The sequence below is a fragment of the Micromonospora cremea genome, from assembly GCF_900143515.1.
Taxonomy (GTDB): Bacteria; Actinomycetota; Actinomycetes; order Mycobacteriales; family Micromonosporaceae; genus Micromonospora; species Micromonospora cremea.
Window position 1 is genome coordinate 3,056,508 of the sequence record NZ_FSQT01000002.1, and the last position, 22,443, is coordinate 3,078,950.

At 72.7% G+C, this 22,443-nt stretch carries 21 protein-coding genes; 15 read left to right on the plus strand and 6 right to left on the minus strand.

The features are described 5' to 3' along the window. Positions 1-192: 192 nt before the first annotated feature. Complete coding sequence (locus BUS84_RS27800; RefSeq protein WP_074316933.1) at positions 193-1,362, plus strand: acyl-CoA dehydrogenase family protein; 1,170 nt, start codon at positions 193-195, stop codon at positions 1,360-1,362. Positions 1,363-1,590: 228 nt separating this feature from the next. Next, a complete protein-coding gene (locus BUS84_RS27805) occupies positions 1,591-2,883 on the plus strand; it encodes a multidrug effflux MFS transporter (protein ID WP_208869741.1) in 1,293 nt (430 codons plus the stop codon). Between the two features lie 75 nt (positions 2,884-2,958). Here BUS84_RS27805 and BUS84_RS27810 read toward each other — a convergent pair whose 3' ends face one another. After that, positions 2,959-3,621: a hypothetical protein gene (locus BUS84_RS27810; RefSeq protein ID WP_074316934.1), complete on the minus strand. Its 663-nt coding sequence runs from the start codon at positions 3,619-3,621 to the stop codon at positions 2,959-2,961. 23 nt (positions 3,622-3,644) lie between these two features. Between BUS84_RS27810 and BUS84_RS27815 the strand changes: the two genes are divergently transcribed. Together BUS84_RS27815 and BUS84_RS27820 are read left to right on the plus strand one after the other, a co-directional pair. Then, on the plus strand, positions 3,645-4,163 hold the full coding sequence (locus BUS84_RS27815; RefSeq protein WP_074316936.1) for an acyl-CoA thioesterase: 519 nt from the start codon (positions 3,645-3,647) through the stop codon (positions 4,161-4,163). A gap of 193 nt (positions 4,164-4,356) precedes the next feature. Then, a complete protein-coding gene (locus BUS84_RS27820) occupies positions 4,357-6,339 on the plus strand; it encodes an acetoacetate--CoA ligase (RefSeq protein WP_074316939.1) in 1,983 nt (660 codons plus the stop codon). Positions 6,340-6,361: 22 nt separating this feature from the next. Here BUS84_RS27820 and BUS84_RS27825 read toward each other — a convergent pair whose 3' ends face one another. Continuing rightward, the gene (locus BUS84_RS27825; RefSeq protein WP_074316941.1) at positions 6,362-7,051 is read right to left on the minus strand and encodes a TIGR03089 family protein; all 690 of its coding nucleotides are present in this window, start codon (positions 7,049-7,051) and stop codon (positions 6,362-6,364) included. A gap of 154 nt (positions 7,052-7,205) precedes the next feature. On the opposite strand from BUS84_RS27825, the gene BUS84_RS27830 reads away from it, so the two are divergent. Together BUS84_RS27830 and BUS84_RS27835 are read left to right on the plus strand one after the other, a co-directional pair. Next, positions 7,206-8,351, plus strand: coding sequence for a glycosyltransferase family 4 protein (locus tag BUS84_RS27830; RefSeq protein WP_074316943.1), 1,146 nt, complete (start codon positions 7,206-7,208; stop codon positions 8,349-8,351). Between the two features lie 62 nt (positions 8,352-8,413). After that, complete coding sequence (locus tag BUS84_RS27835) at positions 8,414-9,505, plus strand: mannose-1-phosphate guanylyltransferase (protein ID WP_074316945.1); 1,092 nt, start codon at positions 8,414-8,416, stop codon at positions 9,503-9,505. Here BUS84_RS27835 and BUS84_RS27840 read toward each other — a convergent pair. After that, a complete protein-coding gene (locus tag BUS84_RS27840; RefSeq protein ID WP_084757612.1) occupies positions 9,474-10,091 on the minus strand; it encodes an NUDIX hydrolase in 618 nt (205 codons plus the stop codon). The genes BUS84_RS27835 and BUS84_RS27840 overlap by 32 nt on opposite strands. A gap of 39 nt (positions 10,092-10,130) precedes the next feature. Between BUS84_RS27840 and BUS84_RS27845 the strand changes: the two genes are divergently transcribed. Both BUS84_RS27845 and BUS84_RS27850 read left to right on the plus strand, forming a co-directional pair. Further along, a complete protein-coding gene (locus tag BUS84_RS27845) occupies positions 10,131-11,189 on the plus strand; it encodes a hypothetical protein (protein WP_074316947.1) in 1,059 nt (352 codons plus the stop codon). 290 nt (positions 11,190-11,479) lie between these two features. Further along, positions 11,480-12,466, plus strand: coding sequence for a winged helix-turn-helix domain-containing protein (locus tag BUS84_RS27850; protein ID WP_074316949.1), 987 nt, complete (start codon positions 11,480-11,482; stop codon positions 12,464-12,466). 16 nt (positions 12,467-12,482) lie between these two features. On the opposite strand, the gene BUS84_RS27855 is transcribed toward BUS84_RS27850, so the two are convergent. Further along, positions 12,483-13,571 (minus strand): coenzyme F420-0:L-glutamate ligase, encoded by a 1,089-nt coding sequence (locus BUS84_RS27855; protein ID WP_074316951.1) that lies wholly within the window; start codon positions 13,569-13,571, stop codon positions 12,483-12,485. Continuing rightward, positions 13,568-14,515 carry a 2-phospho-L-lactate transferase gene (gene cofD / locus BUS84_RS27860; RefSeq protein WP_074319176.1) on the minus strand — a complete coding sequence of 316 codons (948 nt, stop codon included), beginning with the start codon at positions 14,513-14,515 and terminating at the stop codon, positions 13,568-13,570. The genes BUS84_RS27855 and cofD overlap by 4 nt, the downstream gene beginning before the upstream one ends. 99 nt (positions 14,516-14,614) lie before the next feature. Between cofD and BUS84_RS27865 the strand changes: the two genes are divergently transcribed. The 6 genes from BUS84_RS27865 (at position 14,615) to BUS84_RS27890 (ending at position 21,280) form a co-directional block, all read left to right on the plus strand. After that, a complete protein-coding gene (locus BUS84_RS27865) occupies positions 14,615-15,580 on the plus strand; it encodes a hypothetical protein (RefSeq protein WP_074316952.1) in 966 nt (321 codons plus the stop codon). A gap of 228 nt (positions 15,581-15,808) precedes the next feature. Beyond that, on the plus strand, positions 15,809-18,319 hold the full coding sequence (locus tag BUS84_RS27870; RefSeq protein ID WP_074316954.1) for a bifunctional FO biosynthesis protein CofGH: 2,511 nt from the start codon (positions 15,809-15,811) through the stop codon (positions 18,317-18,319). 161 nt (positions 18,320-18,480) lie between these two features. Beyond that, complete coding sequence (locus tag BUS84_RS27875; RefSeq protein ID WP_074316956.1) at positions 18,481-18,759, plus strand: hypothetical protein; 279 nt, start codon at positions 18,481-18,483, stop codon at positions 18,757-18,759. 50 nt (positions 18,760-18,809) lie between these two features. Beyond that, positions 18,810-20,204, plus strand: a complete 1,395-nt coding sequence (locus BUS84_RS27880) for a DUF4331 domain-containing protein (protein ID WP_074316958.1) — start codon at positions 18,810-18,812, stop codon at positions 20,202-20,204. A gap of 20 nt (positions 20,205-20,224) precedes the next feature. Then, the gene (locus tag BUS84_RS27885) at positions 20,225-20,554 is read left to right on the plus strand and encodes a phospholipase (RefSeq protein WP_074316960.1); all 330 of its coding nucleotides are present in this window, start codon (positions 20,225-20,227) and stop codon (positions 20,552-20,554) included. Positions 20,555-21,022: 468 nt separating this feature from the next. Continuing rightward, the gene (locus BUS84_RS27890) at positions 21,023-21,280 is read left to right on the plus strand and encodes a WhiB family transcriptional regulator (RefSeq protein WP_007455784.1); all 258 of its coding nucleotides are present in this window, start codon (positions 21,023-21,025) and stop codon (positions 21,278-21,280) included. Between the two features lie 54 nt (positions 21,281-21,334). Here the strand turns inward: BUS84_RS27890 and BUS84_RS27895 are convergent, their stop codons facing one another. Continuing rightward, a complete protein-coding gene (locus BUS84_RS27895; protein WP_074316962.1) occupies positions 21,335-21,784 on the minus strand; it encodes a metallopeptidase family protein in 450 nt (149 codons plus the stop codon). Between the two features lie 153 nt (positions 21,785-21,937). Between BUS84_RS27895 and BUS84_RS27900 the strand changes: the two genes are divergently transcribed. Further along, positions 21,938-22,306, plus strand: a complete 369-nt coding sequence (locus BUS84_RS27900) for a DUF3499 domain-containing protein (RefSeq protein WP_074316964.1) — start codon at positions 21,938-21,940, stop codon at positions 22,304-22,306. Positions 22,307-22,443 lie beyond the last annotated feature (137 nt).

The window sequence follows — 22,443 nt, forward strand, 5'->3', positions numbered from 1 at the left end:
CCTGGCCGGGCACCGGAGGGGTGGCTCATTGTCCGTCTTCCATCATCGCTCAGCGGCGTGGGTGCTCCCTCAAGCCTGTACCTACGCGCCGGTAACATCCACCTGAACTGCAGTCGTTATCCTTCAGTCTGCGCGGTCGCGGTCAGGGGAAGCTACAGACTGCGCATGATAGCCGTGAAGGGGAGGGCCAACGTGGCCGCAGGGGAGTCGTTCGACGTCTACCGGTTGCCGGAGGAGCACGAGGCGATCCGGGAGGCCGTCCGGGAGGTCTGCACGGCGAAGGTGGCTCCGCACGCCGCCGAGGCCGACGAGACCGGTGAGTTCCCGAAGGCGTCCTACGACGCTCTGCGGGCGGCCGACTTCCACGCCCCGCACATCCCCGAGGAGTACGGCGGCGCGGGCGCCGACGCGCTGGCCACCGCCATCGTGATCGAGGAGGTGGCGCGGGCCTGTGCCTCGTCCTCTCTGATCCCCGCGGTCAACAAGCTCGGCACCATGCCGCTGCTGCTGGCCGGCTCCGAGGGGCTCAAGCGGCGCTACCTGACGCCGGTGGCGGCTGGCGACGCGATGTTCTCGTACTGCCTCTCGGAGCCGGAGGCGGGCAGCGACGCGGCCTCGATGACCACCCGCGCGGTACGTGACGGGGATCACTGGGTGCTCAACGGAGTGAAGCGCTGGATCACCAACGCCGGCGTCTCCGAGTTCTACACCGTCTTCGCGGTCACCGATCCGACCGCCCGGTCCCGGGGAATCTCGGCCTTCGTGGTCGAGAAGTCCGATGCCGGGGTGAGCTTCGGCGCCCCGGAGAAGAAGCTCGGCATCAAGGGCTCGCCCACCCGCGAGGTCTACCTGGACAACGTGCGGATCCCGGCGGATCGCATCATCGGCGCGGAGGGCACCGGCTTCGCCACCGCGATGCGGACCCTCGACCACACCCGGGTCACCATCGCCGCCCAGGCCATCGGGATCGCGCAGGGTGCGCTCGACTACGCCAAGAGGTACGTGGCCGAGCGCCGGCAGTTCGGCAAGGCGGTCGCCGAGTTCCAGGGCGTCCAGTTCATGCTCGCCGACATGGGCATGAAGCTGGAGGCGGCCCGGCAGCTCACCTACGCCGCGGCCGGCAAGTCCGAGCGCGGCGACGCGGACCTGACCTACTTCGGCGCGGCGGCCAAGTGCTTCGCCTCGGACGCCGCCATGGAGATCACCACCGACGCGGTGCAGCTGCTCGGTGGCTACGGCTACACCCGCGACTACCCCGTCGAGCGGATGATGCGGGACGCCAAGATCACCCAGATCTACGAGGGCACCAACCAGGTGCAGCGGATCGTCATGGCGCGGCAACTGCTCAGCGGCACCGTCTAGGCCGCAACCTGATCGAACCCGACCGCCCCACCGCCGCCCGGCGGTGGGGCGGTCGGCGTATGCACGTGAGTCCCCACACAGTCGCCATGTCAGACGGGTCTGCGACGTTAGGGGAAGACAGGATCACAGAACCCGATCGTCCGCCGCCACCACCGCTCGCCTCGTCCCCCTTCGCTGCCCAACGTCGGGCACGCCCAACGACGCCCGAAGCCACGCAGAGAAATCGAGATGATGAAGCAGTTGGTGGAGAAGACCCGCCCCGATTCCGTCGCCGGCCAGGAGACGCTGCCCGGCGACCTGATGAGCAACCGCCAGCGGGTCCAACTCGTCCTCGTGCTCGGCGCGATGATCGCGATCGGGCCGCTGACCATCGACATGTACCTGCCGGCGCTGCCCGCCATCACGGCCGGCCTGCAGACCACCGAGACCGCGGTGCAGTTGACGCTGACCGGCACGCTGCTCGGCCTCGCGCTGGGCCAGCTGCTGGTCGGGCCGCTCTCCGACGTGATCGGGCGGCGCGTGCCCCTGCTGGCCGGGCTGGCCCTGCACATCGCGGCATCCGTGCTGTGCGTGTTCGCGCCCACCATCGGCGTGCTCGGCGTGCTGCGCGTACTGCAGGGGCTCGGGGTGGCGGCCGCCACCGTCGTCGCCACCGCAATCGTGCGCGACCTGTTCAGCGGCGCCTCCTTCGCGCGGATCTTCTCCCGGCTGATGCTGGTCATGGGCCTGGCCCCGATCCTCGCGCCGACCCTGGGCAGCGGCCTGCTGCGCTGGACCGAATGGCGGGGCGTCTTCGCGGCGCTGGCCGTGCTGGGCGCGCTGCTGATCGTCGTCGCCGCGTTGCGGCTGCCGGAGACGCTTCCCGTGGTGCGCCGGCGGCACGGCGGAGTGGGGGCGACCATGCGGGACTACCGGCGGCTGCTCAACGACCGGGCGTTCGTCGGTCTGGTGCTGGTCGCCGGGCTGGCCATGGCCGCACTGTTCGCGTACGTCTCCGGGTCGTCCTTCGTGCTCCAGGAGCAGTACGGCCTCGACGAGCAGCAGTTCGGGCTGGCCTTCGGTGCGGGCGCGGTCGGCCTGATCGCGGCCACCCAGTTCAACGTCCGGCTGCTGCGCCGCTACACCCCGCAGCAGATCCTGATCAGCGCCCTGATCGGCGGAACCGCGGCCGGGCTGCTGCTGGTCATGTTCGCCACGACCGGCCTCGGTGGTCTGGGCACGCTGCTCGCGTCGCTGTGGCTCGTCCTGGCGGCGGCGGGCCTGGCCCTGCCGAACGCGCCGGCACTGGCGATGACCCGGCACAGCGAGGCCGCCGGGACCGCTGCCGCGCTGCTCGGCGCCGTGCAGTTCGGCATCGGCGCGCTGTCGGCGCCCCTGGTCGGCCTGTTCGGCACCGGGAGCGTACCGATGGCGATCGTGATCGCGGGCGGCATGGCCGCCGCGACGTTGGTCATGCTCCTCGTCGTTCCCCGCGCCGACCTCGGCGTCGTCGACCCGGACCTGGCCGTCGCACTGCACTAGCGCGGCCGGCGCCGGTTGACCGCGAGCGGTGGCCTCCGGGTTGGGGGCGGGCCGGTCGCCCGGCCCGCCCCACGGTCAACGGATCTCGGTGTCCTCCGGGCGCGGCTGGCCGCGCGGCGGCGCGGACCACGGCGACTCGCCACCGACCCGGCGGGGCAGTGGGTCGGTCGGCGTCGGCTCGGCCGGGTAACCCAGGGTGGGCGGGGTGGCGTCACGTTCGGCGGGCTCGGGGGGCGGCCAGTCGGTCAGGGTGAAGTCGTCGCTTCCGGGGCCACCCGCCGGCGCCGTTGCCGTTGCCGGCTCGGTCACCGGCCGCGGCCACTGCTGCCAACGTTGCCTGCTGAACGCCGCTACCAGCAGCAGCAGGCCGATCAGGAAGAGGGTGCCGTTCTCCACCGGAAGCCGCAGCGGCAGCGGATCGCCGAGCACCTTCCACCCGTGCGGGATCGCGTCCCGCACCTCGAACGGCGCCACGAACATCCCGACGTACGGGGTGACCAGCAGCAGCCCGGCCACCAGCGGGCCCAACGGCGAGACGCGCAGTGTGCCGAGCAGGCCCAGCAGGACACCGCCGACACCGAGGTACACGGCCGGCTCGATCAGGTTGGCGGTGTTGAACGTGCCGATCTCCACCCAGCGGTCGACCGTCCGGCTCGACCCGTCCTGCCCGAGTGTGACCAGCACCCACGTGATGGGCACCACCACCAGCCCGGCGAGGAAGCTCCAGAGATGTCGCATCCGCGCACCGTACCGTTTCCGGCATGACCGAGCACCCCTCCGCCGCTCCGACCGGCAAGCCGACGTCGTACTCCCGCGTCACCCTTAGCAAGATCATGACCGCCGTCGACGTGAACCTGTACGGCACCGTGCACGGCGGAGTTCTGATGAAGTTCGTCGACGACGTGGCCGGTGCCGCAGCCGCCCGGCACAGCGGCGGAACCGCGGTGACCGCCGCGATCGACGAGATCGTCTTCTCCGAGGCGGTCCGCGTGGGCGACCTGGTGCACGCGCACGCCCAGGTGAACTGGACCGGGCAGACCTCGATGGAGGTCGGCGTGCGGGTGGTCGCCGAACGGTGGGACTCGGCCGAGGACGCGCCGGTCCGGGTGGCCACCGCGTACCTGGTCTTCGTCGGGGTGGACGTGAGCGGGGCGCCACGGACGGTCCGCCCGGTGCTTCCGGAGACGCCGGAGGACGAGCGCCGGTACCGGGAGGCCGAGATCCGTCGCGCGCACCGCCTCGCCCGTCGCCGCGCCATCCAGGCGCACCGCGCCGGCTGAGGTGTGTAAGTACCACTGCAGGCGTTAAGAAGGTGCCCTTCCTTGTTGCTTCCCACATGGGCGGATGGGGTGGAGTGTGGGGTGGGCACGCGTCGGTGGCCGTACCCGGTGCGCAGAATGGCGCTTCGAGGTAGGGCAAGATGGCGCCACGGCCCATTCACAGTGTCGTGCCGGGCCAGGGGAGGGTGGAGCAGTGGGTGACGTGCTGTGGACGCCGCCGGCGGACGTACGCGAGCGGTCCCGGATCGGCGGCTACCTGCGCTGGCTGCGGGAGCACCGCGGGCTGGACTTCGCTGACTACGACGCGCTGTGGCGCTGGTCGGTCACCGACCTGGACGGGTTCTGGCGATCCATCTGGGACCACTTCGAGGTGATGGCGCACACCCCGCCGACCGCCACCCTGGCGGAGCGGGGGATGCCCGGGGCCCGCTGGTTCCCCGGGGCCACGCTGAACTACGCCGAGAACGTGCTGCGGATGCCGGGGCGCGCCGACGGCGACCCGGTGGTGATCGCGCACGGGCAGACCCGGGCGCCGGTCACGCTGACCGCCGGCGAACTGCGCGAGCAGGTCCGCCGGGCGGCGGCCGGGCTGCGCCGCCTCGGCGTCACCGCCGGTGACCGGGTGGCGGCGTACGCCCCGAACATTCCCGAGACGTACGTCCTGCTGCTGGCCACCGCCAGCCTCGGGGCGATCTTCTCGTCCTGCGCGCCCGAGTTCGGCACCCGCAGCGTCACCGACCGCTGGCAGCAGATCGAGCCGACCGTGCTGGTCGCCGTGGACGGCTACCGGTACGGCGACAAGCCGGTGGACCGCCGCGCCGAGGTCGCCGCCATCCGGGCCGCCCTACCGTCGGTGCGGCACACCGTCAGCATCGGCTACCTGGACCCGGTGGGCGACCTTGCGGCGGGCGCGCTGGGCTGGGCCGACCTGACCGCGCCCACCGACGAGCCGCTGACCTTCACGCCGGTGCCGTTCGACCACCCGCTGTACGTGCTCTACTCCTCAGGCACCACCGGGTTGCCCAAGCCGATCGTGCACGGCCACGGCGGCATCCTGCTGGAGCACCTGAAGATGCTCGCCCTGCATCACGACCTGGGCCCGGCCGACCGGTTCTTCTGGTTCACCACCACCGGCTGGATGATGTGGAACTTCCTGGTCTCCGGTCCGGCGGTGGGCGCGACCATCGTGCTCTTCGACGGCAACCCGGGCCACCCCGACCTGGGCGGGCTGTGGCGGTTGGCGGCGGAGACCGGCACCACGTACTTCGGCACCTCCGCGCCGTTCCTGCTGGCCTGCCGCAAGGCCGGGCTGGTGCCGCGGGAGGTCGCCGACCTGTCCGCGCTGCGCGGCGTCGGCTCCACCGGCGCGCCACTGCCCGCCGAGGGCTACACCTGGGTGTACGAGACCGTCGGCGACGACCTCCAGCTCCAGTCCCTGTCCGGCGGCACCGACGTGTGCACCGGCTTCGTCGGCGGGGTGCCGCTGCTGGCGGTGTACGCCGGCGAGATCGCCTGCCGGGCGTTGGGGGCCAAGGTGGAGGCTCGCTCCGCAGACGGCACCCCGGTGATCGGCGAGCTGGGTGAGCTGGTGATCACCGAACCGATGCCGAGCATGCCGGTGGGCTTCTGGAACGACCCGGACGGCACCCGCTACCGCGAGGCCTACTTCGACGTCTACCCGGGCGTCTGGCGGCACGGCGACTGGATCACCATCAACGACCGGGGCGGCTGCGTGATCACCGGACGCTCGGACGCCACGCTCAACCGTGGTGGGGTGCGGCTGGGCACCGCCGAGTTCTACTCGGTGGTCGAGGGGCTGGACGAGGTGGTCGACTCGGTCGTCGTGCACCTGGAGGACGACGAGGGCGGCGCCGGCGAGCTGCTGCTCTTCGTGGTGCTCGGCGAGGGTCTGGAGCTGGACGACCCGATGCGCGCGAAGATTTGCCGCGAGCTGCGTACGGCCCTGTCCCCCCGGCACGTGCCCGACGAGATCCACCAGGTACGCGCGGTGCCCCGCACCCTCTCGGCGAAGAAGCTGGAGGTCCCGGTCAAGAAGATCCTCACCGGCACCCCGGTCGACTCGGCGGCCGCGAAGGGCGCTCTGGCCAATCCCGAGTCCCTCACGGCCTTCGCCGCCTTCGCCCAACGCCGCGCCCCCAACAACACCCCAGCCTGACCACTGGCGGGTGGTGGGTGGGTCACGGGAGCGGGTGGGTGACCTGTTCCGCGGTCAGTCGGGCGGGCAGCCGGGCGGGGTCGAGGTTGGCGCAGAGCACGACGGTGGCGGCCCGGGTCAGCGGTGCCAGCAGCCAGTCCACCGGGTCGGGGTACGTCGCGGCGTCGACCAGGATCCGGGCGCCGGGCGTGATGCCCAGCTCCACGGCGCGGGTCTCGGCGCGGGCCAGCAGGGGACCGTCGGCGGGGCCCGGCCCGGGTTGCGCGGTGAAGTGGTCGCCGTGCCGGCGCACCTCGACCACGTAGTCGGCGAAACCGGGTGGCACCTGCCGCAGCGCGGCGGCGAGCGGCGACAGCCCCAGGGCGTACCGCTCACCAGCGGACCAGGACTGCGCCTCGTCGAGGCGGTCGGCGGCGGCGAAGAGCACGTCCACGTCGCCCGGCGTGTCGACCACGCTCAGCTTGGCCGACCAGCAACCCAGCAGCACCGCCGCGGTCTGCCAGTGCGGCGGCAGGAGCACGCCGGCCGGATCGCCGAGGGCGAGGGCGACCTCGTCGACGAGGAGGTTGGCGGTCTTCGCCACCCAGTTCGCCAGTGTGGCGCCGGAGAGTTCGGTGCGGTCGCCGCTGGCGTCGTCGTACCAGGTCAGCAACGGTCGGGTCGGGTCGGTCGCGATCGCGTCGGCGAACACCCGGGCAATGTTGTCGGCCATCGGCGCGAACGATACGCCCCTGTGGGCCGTACTCGAAGACGATGACAAGTCGGCGTACCGTCGGGTCGCAGTCAGCGTCGCCCCCGTGCTCCGGCGTAGGCTTGGCCCCCGGAGTGTTGTACCCCACAGACCCGCCAGTGCAAGGAGTCGCCCCGTGACCGCCGGTCGCCCGCCCCGCGTGCTCATCGACGCCACGAGTGTCCCCGCCGACCGTGGTGGTGTCGGTCGATACGTCGACGGTCTGCTCGGTGCCCTCGGCAAGGTGTGTGGGTCGGGGGTGGAGCTGGCGGTGGTCAGCCTCCGCACCGACCTCGAGCGGTACACCCGGATGCTGCCCGGCGCGGAGATCATCCCCGCCCCGGCCGCCGTGGCGCACCGCCCGGCGCGGCTCGCCTGGGAGCAGACCGGCCTTCCGCTGCTCGCCCAGCAGGTGGGCGCGCACGTGCTGCACTCGCCCTTCTACACCTGCCCGCTGCGGGCCGGGTGTCCGGTTACGGTCACCGTGCACGACGCGACGTTCTTCACCGAGCCGGAGCACTACGACAAGTCCCGCCGGACCTTCTTCCGCAGCGCCATCAAGACCTCGTTGCGCCGGGCGGACCGGGTGATCGTGCCCAGCAAGGCCACCCGGGACGAGCTGATCCGGCTGCTCGACGCCGACCCGACCCGGATCGACGTGGCCTACCACGGGGTCGACCACGCCGCCTTCCACGCGCCCAGCGAGGAGGAGAAGGCCCGGGTGCGCGCCCGCCTGGGGCTGGGCAACAGCAGCTACGTCGCCTTCCTCGGGGCCAAGGAGCCGCGCAAGAACGTGCCCAACCTGATCCGTGGTTGGGCCCGGGCGGTGGCCGACCGGGTCGATCCGCCCGCCCTGGTGATCGCCGGGGGTCAGGGGCACGACGACGACATCGATCGGGCGGTGGCCGAGGTCCCGTCCCACCTGCGGCTGTTGCGCCCCGGCTACCTGCGCTACGCCGACCTGCCCGGCTTCCTCGGCGGCGCGCTGGTCGCGGCCTACCCCTCCTACGGCGAGGGCTTCGGTCTGCCGATCCTGGAGGCGATGGCCTGCGCCGCCCCGGTGCTGACCACGCCCCGGCTGTCGCTACCCGAGGTGGGCGGCGACGCCGTCGCGTACACCTCGGAGGACGCGGAGCAGATCGGCACCGACCTGGCCGCCCTGCTGGACGACGAGCAGCGCCGGTTGTCCCTGGCGAAGGCCGGGTTCGACCGGGCCAAGGAGTTCACCTGGGAGTCCAGCGCGGAGGTGCACATCGCCGCGTGGAGCCGCGCCCGCTCGTGACCGTCCGGCCCCCGGATGGCGAGCCGCCCACCCGGCCGGGGTCCGTCGGGCATGATGTGCGGATGCTCTATGCGGTCATCCCGGCAGGTGGCAGCGGCACGAGGTTGTGGCCGTTGTCCCGCGCCGGTCACCCCAAGTTCCTTCATCCGCTGACCGGCTCCAACGCGTCGCTCCTCCAGGCGACCGTGGCGCGGCTCGCGCCGCTGACCACATCGGACCGCATCCTCGTGGTCACCGGAGCCGCGCACGTCGCGGCGGTGGCCCGACAGCTGACCGGGTTGCCCGAGGAGAACATTCTGGTCGAGCCCTCGCCCCGGGACTCCTGCGCGGCGATCGCGCTGGCCGCCGCGGTGATCGCGCTGCGCGACCCGGACGCGGTGATGGGCAGCTTCGCGGCCGACCACCTGATCGGCGACCCGGAAAGTTGGGTGCGGACGGTCCGCGAGGCGGTCCGCGGCGCGGAGCAGGGCATGCTGATGACGGTCGGGATCACCCCGACCCGGCCGGAGACCGGTTACGGCTACCTGGAGACTGGCGATCCGACCGAGGGCGCCCCCTGGCGTCCGGTGGCCGAGTTCAAGGAGAAGCCGGCTGCCGAGGTCGCCGAGGCGTACGTCCGTTCGGGCCGGCACCTGTGGAACGCGAGCATGTTCGTCTGGCGGGTGGACGTGTTCCTCGCCGAACTGCTCCGCCAGCAGCCGGCCCTGCACGCCGGGGTCAATGCGATCGCCGCCGCCTGGGGCACCCCGGAGCAGGACGACGTGCTCGGTACGGTCTGGCCGACCCTGCCGAAGATCTCCGTCGACTACGCGGTGATGGAGGGCGCGGCCACCACGGGCCGGGTGGCCACCGTGCCAGGCGACTTCGGCTGGAACGACGTCGGCGACTTCCACACCCTCGGCGAGGTGCTGCCGGCCGATGCGTCGGGCAACGTGGTGCTCGGCACCGACGCCAAGCCGGGGGTGCTGCTGCGGGACAGCAGCAACCTGGTGGTGGTGCCGCAGTCCGGCCGGTTGGTGGCCGCCCTCGGGGTGCATGACCTGATCGTGGTGGACACCCCGGACGCGGTGCTGGTCTGCCCGCGCGACCGGGCCCAGGACGTCAAGGCTCTGGTCGACGAGCTCAAGGAGCGAGGCGAAGAGGGCTACGTTTGAGGGCCGCGAGGGCCGGCGCGACCAGTTGCACGGTCCCGCCGGCCAGTGGCTCGGGGAGCCGGTCCGGCGGGAACCACCCCAGTGCCTCGGCCTCGTCGCTGACCTGCTCCACCGCGCCGGGCGGGGCGAGCACGGCGAACCGGACGTCGTGGTGCAGGGAGCCGCCCTGGCAGCTCACCGGGTGGATGTCCACGTCGATCGGCACCGGGTCGATGCGCAGGCCGGCGATCCCGGACTCCTCGGTGGCCTCGCGCAGCGCGGCGCCGGCCAGGGTCCGGTCGGTCGGCTCGCAGTGCCCGCCGAGCTGCACCCAGCGCCCGAACTTGCCGTGCAGGCAGAGCAGCACCCGTGAGCCGGTGGCGTCCAGCACCAGCGCGCTGGCGGTGATGTGCCCGGGGCGGTGCGGTCGGCTCATCGTGACGGGCCCGGCGTCGAGCAGTGTGCGGGTCCGGTCCCGAGCGGCGGCAGCGGCCGGGCTGGTGGGCCGCCAGCCGTCGAGCAGCGCGATGGCGTCGGCGTGCAGCGCCGCGTACGTCTCGGGGTCGGTCGGGTGGGCGGCGGGTCGGGTGAGCGCAGTGTCGGGCACGCCGCCACTCTACGAGCGCACGCTCCGTACGCTGGCGCGATGACCCTGCGAGTCCTCGAATTCGTGGTGGCCGGCAATGAGGCCAGTGATCTGCTGCCGGTGCGGTCGGCGGCGTTGCTGCGCGCACACGGCGCCCGGCGCGGTTTCTGGACCGTGTTGGACGAGGGACCGGTGGAGCGGTGCCTGGCCCTGCTGCTGGAGTTGGACGACGGCGAGTGGACGGCTCGGCATGTCGCGGCGGACGCCGGCGTGGAGAACGGCCGGACCGAGGATGGCGAGGCGCTCGCCCACCACGACGGCTGGGTGTACGTCTTCGGCTCCCACTTCGGCTCCAAGGCCGGTCCGCTGCGCCCCCGGCGCGCCTTCGTGGCCCGGTTCCGGGAGGACGACGCGGCGTCCGGGCCGGTGCCGGTGCACGTGGTGCGCAACCGGTTCCGTCTGCACCGGGCGGTGAACGACGCGCTGGCCGCGGCGCCGCTGACCCCGTTGCCGCCGGGGGAGCGGGTGCGGGCTCGGTTCATCGTGGAGACCCTGGCCCGGGGGACCGCCCGGGAGAAGAGTTGGGTGAGCCGGCTGGCCCCGGACGACCTGCCGCTGAACGTGGAGGCGGCCGCCTTCACTCCGGCCGGCACGGTGCTGCTGGGGCTGCGCTTCCCGGTCACCGTGGCTGGCGAGCCGATCCTGGTCGAGGTGGCCGGCGTGCCGGGCATGTTCGTGGCGGAGCCGGCCTGGCCCCGGGCGGTGGGGACGTACGCGGTGACCGGGGTGACGCCGCCGGGCGCGCTGACCGGTTTCCGGGCGATCGCCCCGACCTCGGACGGCGGGTACGCCGCCGTGATCGGCTCGATCGACGCGCTGGGCAAGGGATCGGTGCTGCTCGACGATCATCCGGGTGGGGGTGACGTGGCCTCCCGGCACGTCCGGTTCCGGCTGCCGGCGAGTGACTCGCGCGTCGTGGCCCCGGACCGGCACCTGCTCGCCGGTGAGCTGGTGGCAGACCTGGCACCGTTGCACCACGTCGAGGGGCTGGCCGAGCTGGATGGGCGGTCCTTCTACGTCACCGACGAGGACCACCGCGTCGCGCTCTGGGTCGGCTGAGCCGGGCACCATGTGATTCGACGACGGGGCGACCGGACGGCACCTCTGCGGAGCAAGGGCCGCAGACCCTCGTGGTGCCGCCCGATCACCGGTCCTCCCCCGGTCCCGGTGCCCGGCGCCGCGCGCGTGCGTGACGCGTGCGTGCCGTGCTCGGGCACTGGAAGCATGCCGAACCGGCCCGGGAGGCGTCGAGGTTTTTCAGTCCAGGCTTAAAGATGGAGATAAGTGCCGGCCAGGTAGAGTCGAACAGCCACGCGGCATCCCCCTGCCCGGCGGCTCAGGAGCGCTGCATGCTGAAGATCCACTTTTCTGGCGAGGACATCCTCCGGACCCGGGTGGCGCCGGCGGCGGACCCGGTCTGGGAGTTGGTCCTCAGCCTGCACCTGTTGCAGGGCCGCGGCCGTGACGCGCTGACGGACAACTGGCGGCGCGCAGTGTCCCGAGGGCTGCGCCAGGACGCCGCCTCCGACCAGCTCCGGCTGCTCTTCGCGCTGAGCCCGCCGCGTGGTTACTTCCCCGACTTCCTCACCCCGTACGCCAGCGTCGACGGCTTCGAGGCCGGGCTGGACGCGGTCCGCAGCACACCGACCCAGCGGCTGCACCGCGACCTGAGCGTGCTGGCCACCGAGAACCCGCTGCCGTCCTCGGCCAGCGCGCTGGCCCGGGGCGAAGCGCCGGCACTGCGCCACCTCGCCGAGTCGATGGAGCAGTACCGGTCGCTGGCGATCAGCCCGTACTGGAGCCGGATCCAGTCCGCGGTGGCGGCGGACCGGTCCCGCCGGGCCCGGGCCCTGCTCGACGGCGGCATGGAGGGGCTGCTCACCAGCCTCCGGCCGGCGATGCGCTGGGAGGACGGGGTGCTCGAGGTCCGCGACTACCCGCACAGCCGGGAGCTGCACCTGGACGGCCGAGGTCTGCTGCTCGTGCCGTCGTTCTTCTGCGCCGCCACCCCGGTCGCCCTGCTCGACCCGGCGCTGCCACCGGTGCTGGTCTACCCGGTGGACCGGCTGGGCGGGCTGGCGGCGGCCGATGGTGCTGGTCCGGCCGGCCGCGATTCCCTCGCCGCGCTGCTGGGTCGGACGAGGGCGGCGGTGTTGCAGGCCAGCGACGACGGCTGCACCACCGGCGAGGTGGCCCGCCGGCTCAACATCTCACCGGCGGCGGCGAGTCAGCACGCGACCGTGTTGCGCAACGCCGGCCTGCTGGTCAGCCACCGGGACCGCAACACCGTGCTGCACACGTTGACCCCGCTCGGCCGGGCCATGCTGGACGCCTGACCCGGCCGGCTTCACGTCACAGGGCGAGCGTGGCGCTGGCCGGGCTGCCGGCGGGCGGGGGGAGCAGGGTCGACCCGACGCCCTCCACGGCCAGGGCGATGCGCAGCCGGTGCATGTCCGCGCCGAAGCGGACCAGGTCCATCGGGTCCACCGGGGCCGGTGGCGAGCCGAGCACCAGGGCGGTCGCGCCGTCCGGCCAGCCGGGCACCTTGGCGATCAGGCCGGCGCGTACGTCCGCCTCGTCGACTAGGGTGAAGACCGTGCCGGGGGCGACCACCCCGGCGACCGCGTCGATCGCGCGTCGCGCCGCGGCCGGGTCGGCCGGCGCGGCCCCGGGAGCCTCGGTCAGGGTGGCGGCGTCGGCGAGCCCGGCCGCCCGAGCCTCGGCGGTCCCGAGTGAGAAGAGGTCCTGCGCGGCATCGCGGACCAGTGCCTGCGCCCCAGCGGAGTCGTCCGCGTGGGTGGCCGAGAGGTAGCCCCGCACCACCGCCACCGGCACCTGGTCGCACTTGCCCTTGATCAGCTCGCCGGCGCCCGCCAGCTCGTCCACCACGGCCATCTGGGTCAGTTGCAGCTCGTTGCCGTACGGGTCGACCTCGCCACGGTGGTCGCGGATGGCCGGCATCCCGGCCACCCCGAGCGCCACGTCGGTCAGCCCGTTGCGCCAGGGCCGGCCCATGGTGTCGGTGATGATCACCGCGACGTCCAGGTCGTAGCGCTCCCGCAGCGTGGCGCGCAGCGCCCGGGCGGAGGCGTCCGGATCGACCGGCAGCAGCACCAGCCGGGTCTTGTCCACGTTCGACGCGTCGATGCCGGCGGAGGCCATCACGAAGCCGTGGTGGGTCTGCACGATCCGGGTCGGCCCCCGGCTGGCCACCACCCGGGCGGTCTCCCCGGCCAGCACCTCGTCGCGCGCGGCGAGCCGCTCGGGCCCGTCCGCCGGCACGTCGACCAACCGCCCCTCCGCCTTGGAGACGATCTTGCTGGTGACGACCAGCACGTCGCCGTCGCGCAGCCAGGGCGCGGCGGTGGCGATCAGTGCCGCCAGGTCGTCGCCCTCGCTCACGTGGCCGATGCCCAGCACCGGCAGGATCTCCAGCCTCACGTCAACTCCACCGCGGCGCGGACCATCGCCGCCGTCGCCGCCTCGTCGGTCATCCGCAACGGCACCGCGCGGACCGTCACCTCCGGTACCAGCGTGCCCGCGTCCTCCTCGGCCACCAGCCAGCCGTCCAGCAGCCCGCCGGACGCCCGGCCGCCGTAGAGCCGGCCCACCCCGGCCGCGCTGCACTCGACACCGAGCACGGCGAGGCACCGGTCGGCCATCCCGCGGACTGGCGCGCCGCCAATGATCGGAGAGACGCCCACCACCGGGGCCGGGCCCGCCGCGACCGCTTCGCGCAGCCCCGGCACGGCCAGCACCGGCGCCACGCTCACCACCGGGTTGCTCGGCGCGATCAGCACCAGATCGGCCGTGCCGATCGCCTCCAACACGCCGGGTGCCGGCTTGGCCGTCTCGGCGCCCACGAAGACGAAGCGGTGGGTGGGGATGTCCGCCCGGTACCGCACCCACCACTCCTGAAAGTGGATCGCCCGCTGGCCTTGGTCGTCCTCAATGACAGCGTGCGTCTCGAGCCGGTCGTCGGTCGCCGGCAGCAGGCGTACGCCCGGCTCCCAGCGGGTCGCCAGCGCCTCGGTGACCGCGTGCAGGGGGTAGCCGGCGTTGAGCATCGTGCTGCGCACCAGGTGGGTGGCGATGTCCTTGTCGCCGAGGCCGAACCAGGTCGGCTCCGCCCCGTACGCGGCCAGCTCCTCCTTGACCGTCCAGCTCTCCCCGACCCGGCCCCAGCCCCGCTCGGGGTCGGCGCCGCCGCCGAGCGTGTACATGACGCTGTCCAGGTCGGGACAGATCTTCAACCCGTGCAGCCACAGGTCGTCGCCGACGTTGACGACGGCGGTCACCTCGGCGCCGACCTCGCGGGCGTACGCCCGGACGCCGAGCAGGAACCGGGCGCCACCGATGCCGCCGGCCAGAACCACGATGCGCATGTCGACCATCCTCGCGCACGTGACGCCTCCGGTCCGCCGGTGGCCCGGGAGACTAGGCTCACGTGCGCCCTGTCCGTTCATGCCCCGAAGGGGGAGCTCGTGACCAGCCCCGCCGAGCCCGCGTCCACCGACGCGACCCAGGCCCGCCAGCTGACCAAGCCACTACGCGAACTGGGTGCGCTCGCGCTGCTCGGCGCCAACGCGGTGTTCCTCTTCGTGGGCCTGCTCCGGCTGCTCACCCCGAACGACTACAGCTCCTTCACCGAGCGTGCGGGCAGTGCCTTCTTCACGTTCATCGGGTTGGAGGCGGTGGGCCTGCCGCTGCTGGCCGTGCTGCTGGCCACCCACGTCTCGCCGGTGCTGCCGAAGGCGAAACTGATCACACAGATGGCTCTCGGCGAGTACGCGGTCAGTGCGCTGCTCGGCACGCTGACCATGCTGATCTGGGCGGTGGGCCGGCTGGCCGAGGCTGAGGTGCTCGACGCGCTGCTCGGCGTACTCACCCGGTTCGCCTGGTTGATGATCTTCGCGGCCGCCGCCTGGGTCGTCTACGCGATCTGGCGGAAGCTGTACTACGTGCCGCGGCCGAAGCCCCAGCCGGGCGTCTACGGCCAGCCACAGCCGGGCTGGCCGCAGCAGCAGGGCGGCTGGCCGGCCCCGGGGCAGCCCGGAGGCCAGCCGGGCGGCGGTTGGTCCGCGCCGGGCCAGCCGGGCGGATACCCGCTAGCGCAGCACCCGGGTCAGCCGGGCGGATATCCGCCGGCGCAGCACCCGGGCCAGTACGGCCAGCCCTCGCCGCCGTTCGGGTCGGCGCCGCAGTCGGCGCCGCCGTTCGGTTCGCCGCAGTCCCCGCCACCGGTCAACCCGGCGCCGCAGTCCGCCCCGCCGTTCGCGCCGGCCCCGCAGTCCGCGCCGCCGTTCGGTCAGCCGCCGTCGGCGGACCCGACCCAGGCGATTCCGCGCCAGTCCGCCGATCCGACGCAGGCGATCCCCCGACCCGGCGACACCGACAGCGACCGGACTCAGCACATCAACCCGGGCGACAACCCCCAACAACCCCGCTGACCCACCCCCACCGCGTCCTCCCGCGCCCGTCCCGCCCGCCCCCCCCCCCCCGTTGATCATGAAGTTGTTGTCCGTCGGCACGGCGTGTCGTGGCAATAACTTCATGATCAACGGGGAGGGGCCGGGGAGGGCGCGGGGGAGGGCGCGGGGGGCGCGCGGGGGAGCAGCGTGGGTGGGGTTCGGGTGGGGACCGGTGGGGCGGGCGGGCGCAGCGCATAGGCTGAGCGGATGGTTGATCGCACCCACTCCGGCCCGAGCGAGGCGAGCGTGCGGCGGGCCCTGGGTCGGGCCGCGACCGGGCGGGCGCTGGACGTCGATGAGGCGACGGCGCTGCTCTCCGCCCGCGGTGACGCGCTCGACGAGCTGCTCCGGGTGGCCGGGGGGATCCGCGACGCCGGGCTGCGCGAGGCCGGTCGGCCGGGCGTGGTCACGTACTCGAAGAAGGTCTTCATCCCGCTGACCCGGCTCTGCCGGGACCGCTGCCACTACTGCACGTTCGCCACCGTGCCGCACCGGCTGCCGTCGCCGTTCCTGGATCGCGACGAGGTGCTGGCCATCGCCCGGGCGGGCGCCGCGCAGGGTTGCAAGGAAGCCCTGTTCACCCTGGGTGACCGGCCGGAGGAGCGCTGGCCGGCGGCCCGGAGCTGGCTGGACGAGCGCGGTTACGACTCCACTCTGGACTACCTGCGCGCCTGCGCGGTGGCGGTGCTGGAGGAGACCGGGCTGCTGCCCCACCTCAACCCCGGGGTGCTGTCCTGGTCGGAGCTGCAACGGCTCAAGCCGGTCGCGCCGAGCATGGGCATGATGCTGGAGACCACCGCGACGCGGCTCTGGTCCGAGCCGGGCGGTCCGCACTTCGGCTCGCCGGACAAGGAGCCGGCGGTCCGGCTGCGGGTGCTCGACGACGCGGGCCGGGTCGGGGTGCCGTTCACCACCGGCATCCTGATCGGCATCGGGGAGACCCCGGCCGAGCGGGTGGACGCGCTCTTCGCGATCCGTCGCGCGCACCGGGAGTACGGGCACCTCCAGGAGGTGATCGTGCAGAACTTCCGCGCCAAGCCGGACACCGCGATGCGGGGGATGCCCGACGCGGAGCTGCACGACCTGGCCGCGACGGTGGCGGTGGCCCGGCTGCTGCTCGGGCCGAAGGCCCGCATCCAGGCCCCGCCGAACCTCATCGCCGGCGAGTACGACCTGCTGCTGCGGGCCGGTATCGACGACTGGGGCGGTGTCTCCCCGCTCACCCCCGACCACGTCAACCCGGAACGCCCCTGGCCGCAGATCGAGGAACTGGCCCGGCACACCGAGCTGGCGGGGTTCACGCTGCGCGAGCGGTTGACCATCTACCCCGAGTACGTGCGCGCCGGTGACCCGTGGCTCGACCCGCGGCTGCTGCCGCACGTGGGCGCGCTGGCCGACCCGGCCTCCGGTCTGGCGGTCGAGTCCGCCCGGCCACAGGGCCGCCCCTGGCAGGAGCCGGAGGAGGTGTTCGGCGGGCGGATCGACCTGCACACGACCATCGACACCACCGGCCGTACGGAGGACCGGCGCGGCGACTTCGACAGCGTCTACGGCGACTGGGCGGAGGTGGCCACGAAGGTGACCGCCGGGCCGAGCGTCCTCGCCGGCGACCACGACCTGCGCGCCGGGCTGCGGCTCGCCGCCGACGACCCGGCCGCGCTGCTGGAGCCGGGGCACACCGACGCCGCGCTGGCGCTGTTCAACGCGGACGGGCCGGCGCTCGACGAGTTGTGCCGGCTCGCCGACGAGGTGCGTCGGGACGCGGTCGGTGACGACGTCACCTACGTGGTCAACCGCAACATCAACTTCAGCAACGTCTGCTACGTCGGCTGCCGGTTCTGCGCCTTCGCGCAACGCGAGCGCGACGCCGACGCGTACCGTCTCTCCGTCGATCAGGTCGCCGACCGGGCGGAGGAGGCGTGGGCGGCCGGCGCCAGCGAGGTCTGCCTTCAGGGCGGCATCGACCCGAAGATGCCCGTCACCGGGTACGCCGACATCGTGCGCGCGATCAAGGCCCGGGTGCCGGGGATGCACCTGCACGCGTTCTCCCCGATGGAGATCGTCACCGCCGCGGCGAAGGCGGGCGTGCGGGTGCGCGAGTGGCTGACCCAGCTGCGCGAGGCCGGGCTGGACACCATCCCGGGCACCGCCGCGGAGATCCTCGACGACGACGTGCGCTGGGTGTTGACCAAGGGCAAACTCCCGGCCGCCGCCTGGGTCGACGTGGTCAGCACCGCGCACGAGCTGGGCATCCGGTCCAGCTCCACCATGATGTACGGCCACGTCGACCATCCCGGGCAGTGGTTGGCGCACTTCCGGGTGCTGGCGGGTGTGCAGGACCGCACGGGCGGCTTCACCGAGTTCGTCGCGCTGCCGTTCGTGCACACCAACGCCCCGATCTACCTGGCCGGCATCGCCCGGCCCGGGCCGACCTGGCGCGAGAACCGGGTGGTGCACGCGATGTCCCGGCTGCTGTTGCACGGCCGGATCGACAACATCCAGTGCTCGTGGGTGAAGCTGGGCGACGAGGGCACGGTGGCGATGCTCCAGGGCGGCTGCAACGACCTGGGCGGCACGCTGATGGAGGAGACCATCTCCCGGATGGCCGGCTCGGGCAACGGTTCGGCGCGGACCGAGGAGCAGTTGCGGGCGATCGCCACGGCGGCCGGCCGACCGGCCCGCAAGCGCACGACCGCGTACGGTCACGTCCGGCCCTGAGTTCGAACCTTTTCCCGCCGCCGGCCGTACCACGCGGTGCCGGCGGCGGTCGCGGCGAGGACCGCCGCCGGTGTCCCCCAGGGGCCCGGCGGCGTCGGTAGGCGGCGCCGGACCCGTCCGTCCCCGCGGGCGCGTTCGCGCCACCGCCGGAAAGGTTGCCCATGACCAGTGATCAGCGGAAGCGGCCCTGGCCGCGACTGACCCGCCGGCAGACGTTGACCGCCGCGGCCAGCGCCACCCTCGGCGCCGCCGCGCTCACCGTGCCGGGCCTGTCGGCCGCGCAGAACGCTCCGGGCGCGGCCGGCCGCGCCGACGACCCGATCGTCGTGCACCTGCGTGACGCCGCCTCCGGAACGATGGACGTCTTCGTCGGTGACTCCCGGATCGAGGTACGCGACCGCGGCCTGGCGGATCGGCTGCGGCGCGCCGCCCGGCGCTGACTCGACGTTCCGCTCGTCATCCTGTCCCCGCCCAGTGAGGTTGGTCCGCCATGTCTTCCCACCGCGAGGCTCCGGAGATAGCCAAGGATCCGGTCGCCGACAGCTCCGACCTGTATGCGTTCGTCAGCCCCGACAAGCCCGACTCGGTCACGCTGATCGCCAACTACGTGCCGTTGCAGCTCCCCTCCGGGGGCCCGAACTTCTTCGAGTTCGGCGACGATGTGCGGTACGAGATCCATATCGACAACGACGGTGACGGCCGTCCGGATGTCACCTACCGGTTCGAATTCACGACCGAGATCACCAATCCGAACAGTTTTCTCTACAACACGGGCCCGATCGATTCGCTGGACAGCAGGAACTGGAACCGGCGGCAGTTCTACAGCCTGACCCGGGTGGCCGACGGCCGCGAGCACCGGCTGGCGCACAAACTGCCGTGCCCGCCGTGCAACGTGGGCCCGCTGTCCACCCCGAAGTACGCGGAGCTGGTCCGGCAGGCGACCTACTCGCTCTCCACGGGGGAGCGGGTCTTCGCCGGGCAGCGCGCGGACGGCTTCTTCGTCGACCTGGGGGCGATCTTCGACCTCGGTACGCTCCGGCCGTTCCAGCAGCTGCACGTGGCGGGCAAGAAGATCTTCAAGGCCGAGGGGGAGCCGGTCAACGCCACTGACCGGATGAACGTGCACAGCATCGCCGTGCAGGTGCCGTTGAGCCGGGTGCGCCGGCGCGCCAACCGGTACGGCGCGGCCGACCGGGCGTCGGTGATCGGGGTGTGGACGTCGGCGTCGCGCCGGCAGGTCCGGGTGCTCGGCGACGGCGTCGCGGCGGACACCTCCACCGGCCCGTTCACCCAGGTCTCCCGGCTGGGCAACCCGCTGTTCAACGAGGTCATCGTGCCGATGTCCAAGAAGGACCTGTGGAACTCCCTGCCGCCGTCGGAGGACAAGCGGTTCGCGCAGTTCGTCGAGCAGCCGGAGCTGGCCGCGTTGCTGCCGGCGCTCTACCCGGACGTCTTTCCCAACCTGGGCAGGCTCACCAAGGCGAAGAAGCCCCGGGCGGATCTGGTGGCGATCCTGCTCACCGGCGTGCCGGCCGGGCTGATCGACGGCTTCACCAACGCCACCGGCGACGTGCAGGCCGACATGCTGCGGCTGAACACCGCCATCCCGCCCACCCGGAGCCCGGACCGGTTCGGTGTGCTCGGCGGTGACCTGGCCGGCTACCCGAACGGCCGGCGTGTCGGCGACGACGTGGTCAGCATCGCGCTGCGGGCGATCGCCGGGGTGACCGTCCCGCTGGTGGACAAGACGTTCCGCCCGGACGCGGCGGCCGCCGCGGTCACCCCGGGGTTGAGCGCCGCCGACGTGACCGCGCCGTTCCTCGGGAACTTCCCCTACCTGGGTACGCCGTACGACGGGTTCAACAATCCGCCGGCGTCGTCCTGACCGGCGCGGGGGAGCAGCGGATGCACGAGCACGCGTACGGGCCGTCGGAGACCGGCAGCGTCGTTCTCGATCTGGGCGGCGAGACCGGCGCCCTCATCGTCTACACCGGCCGGAATCTGCACGGCCGGGAAATCGAGATCAGCTGGGACGAGGATCGGCGGACCCACTCGGCGGTGCGGGAGCGTCGGGTGCGGGACGGCTCGTTCCACAGTGCGGTCTACCCGGACCTTCCGGCCGGGAACTATACCGTCTGGTGGGACGAGAGTACGCCCGTGGGGACAGTTTCGGTCCATGGTGGAGCGATTGCCGAGTTCGTGTGGCCGAGCAGCGGGTTCGGGGCCGCCGACTGACCACACCACGCTCTTTTTCTGTCGCGCCCCGTCCACATTGTGGACGGGGCGCGTGCGGTGTCCGCTGCTCGACGGGCGGACTGGGCCGTGCCGCGTTAACCTGTCCCCCACCAAGATCAGCTTTGTTGGAAGGGGTCGTTCGGTGCTCCAGGCGTCGTCGCGGGGGTGGCCTGCCGAGGGAGCGCCACGGCAGAAAAGTCGGGCAACTCGCCGGAGAGGGCGTTACTCGGCCGGGGTCTGAATCGATAGGGCAGGTTGCGAGGCTGGACGGCCCGAGTGGCCGGCCGGGGGTGTCGGGAGGGCGACTCCATTATCAAGTTTGGCTTGACGGCGCACGCATTACACGCGTGTAATTTGAATGGGGTTGTTCGCACGGAACGCAACAAAACGGGACCGGACGGACAAGCACGCCTTTCGCGTGGGGGGTTGCAGCGGCGATGACGCCGGTGCGCGACAAGGAGGCATTTGATGGACGGCCAGCTTGAGGTGGCCGACCTGCTCGGAAACGCGCCGGAGTGGCAGGAGCGGGCGCTGTGCTCGCAGACCGACCCCGAGGCGTTTTTTCCCGAGAAGGGCGGCTCGACCCGCGAGGCGAAGCGCATCTGCTCGCGCTGCGAGGTCAAGACCGAATGCCTCGAATACGCTCTCGGTCACGACGAGCGGTTCGGCATCTGGGGTGGGCTCTCGGAGCGGGAGCGGCGCAAGTTGAAGCGGCGGGCCGCCTGAGCGGTGCGGAGTCGGGGCGGTGGGGGCCGCCCGGCTCGCCCGCGCGGCGAGGGCTCAGGCCAGCTCGTCGGGGTCGACCCCGAGCAGGTTCGCCACCTGTTCGATGATCACGTCATGCACCAGGTCGGCGAGGTCCTCGCGGTCCATCGCCCGGAACTCCAGCGGCCGCCGGTACAGCACGATCCGCGGCGGCACCTCCTGTCGGCCCGGACGGCCGGGCAGGAGCCGGGCCAGCGGGACCTCGCCGTCCTCCAGCACATCGGAGTCGTAGACATTCAGGTCCGGCGGGACGTCCTCGACCGCGAACTCGACGCCGGCCAGCTCCTTGGCGAACCGTCGCTCCAGCGTTTCGACGGTGTCCAGGACCAGGTCGTCGAAGACCTCCGCCTTGGTCCGCGCCAACGGCACGGTCGCCGGCACCAACCGCCCACGCAGCCCGCGCCCGTGCCGGTCACGGTGGGCGCGCCGGCCGGAACCGGGGCGGCGGTGTTCCGGGCTCGTCATGAGGCAAAGGGTAGCGCCCGCGTCGGGCTGGTCAGCGGCAGCGCCGCTCCCGTGGCGCGCCGTGCGCCGGACGGGTGGATTGTGATCACCACGACGGGCGTGTCGCAACGCGAAGCGATGCGCCGGACCCGGTAATGGAGATACCCTGCCGCCGTGAGGTCACCACGGCGCTGCTCCCGTAACGGCTGCCCCCGGCAAGCGGTCGCCACATTGACCTATGTCTACAACGAGTCGACGGCGGTGGTGGGTCCGCTGGCGGCGTTCGCCGAGCCACACACGTACGACCTGTGTGAGCCGCACGCCCGCAGCCTGACCGCGCCGCGGGGCTGGGACGTGGTCCGGCACGAGGGCGAGTTCGAGCCGCCCCCGCCGACCACGGACGACCTGGTCGCGCTCGCCGAGGCGGTCCGCGAGGCCGCCCGCCCGGCCCCCCGCCCGCCCGAGCCCGCCCAGCCCTCCGATCACCCCCACCACGCCACCGGCCGCCGAGGCCACCTCCGCGTAATCCCCCCCAACCACTGAACCCCCACCCCCGTCCCGGCTTCCGGGGCGCACCCTCGCGTTGATCATGAAGTTATTGCCACTCGCCTCGGCGTGTCATGGCGATAACTTCATGATCAACAGGGGGGACGGGCGGGGCGGGACGGCGCCGGGTGGGT

Excerpts from the sequence above, each read along its gene's own strand:
- BUS84_RS27815 (WP_074316936.1), top strand. The coding sequence starts at position 3,645 with ATGACCGAGCACCCCTCCGCCGCTCCGACCGGCAAGCCGACGTCGTAC.
- BUS84_RS27895 (WP_074316962.1), bottom strand. The coding sequence starts at position 21,784 with ATGACGAGCCCGGAACACCGCCGCCCCGGTTCCGGCCGGCGCGCCCAC.
- BUS84_RS27805 (WP_208869741.1), top strand. The coding sequence starts at position 1,591 with ATGATGAAGCAGTTGGTGGAGAAGACCCGCCCCGATTCCGTCGCCGGC.
- BUS84_RS27835 (WP_074316945.1), top strand. The coding sequence starts at position 8,414 with ATGCTCTATGCGGTCATCCCGGCAGGTGGCAGCGGCACGAGGTTGTGG.
- BUS84_RS27845 (WP_074316947.1), top strand. The coding sequence starts at position 10,131 with ATGACCCTGCGAGTCCTCGAATTCGTGGTGGCCGGCAATGAGGCCAGT.
- BUS84_RS27825 (WP_074316941.1), bottom strand. The coding sequence starts at position 7,051 with ATGGCCGACAACATTGCCCGGGTGTTCGCCGACGCGATCGCGACCGAC.
- BUS84_RS27850 (WP_074316949.1), top strand. The coding sequence starts at position 11,480 with ATGCTGAAGATCCACTTTTCTGGCGAGGACATCCTCCGGACCCGGGTG.
- BUS84_RS27810 (WP_074316934.1), bottom strand. The coding sequence starts at position 3,621 with ATGCGACATCTCTGGAGCTTCCTCGCCGGGCTGGTGGTGGTGCCCATC.
- BUS84_RS27885 (WP_074316960.1), top strand. The coding sequence starts at position 20,225 with ATGCACGAGCACGCGTACGGGCCGTCGGAGACCGGCAGCGTCGTTCTC.
- BUS84_RS27875 (WP_074316956.1), top strand. The coding sequence starts at position 18,481 with ATGACCAGTGATCAGCGGAAGCGGCCCTGGCCGCGACTGACCCGCCGG.
- BUS84_RS27880 (WP_074316958.1), top strand. The coding sequence starts at position 18,810 with ATGTCTTCCCACCGCGAGGCTCCGGAGATAGCCAAGGATCCGGTCGCC.
- cofD (WP_074319176.1), bottom strand. The coding sequence starts at position 14,515 with ATGCGCATCGTGGTTCTGGCCGGCGGCATCGGTGGCGCCCGGTTCCTG.
- BUS84_RS27890 (WP_007455784.1), top strand. The coding sequence starts at position 21,023 with ATGGACGGCCAGCTTGAGGTGGCCGACCTGCTCGGAAACGCGCCGGAG.
- BUS84_RS27870 (WP_074316954.1), top strand. The coding sequence starts at position 15,809 with ATGGTTGATCGCACCCACTCCGGCCCGAGCGAGGCGAGCGTGCGGCGG.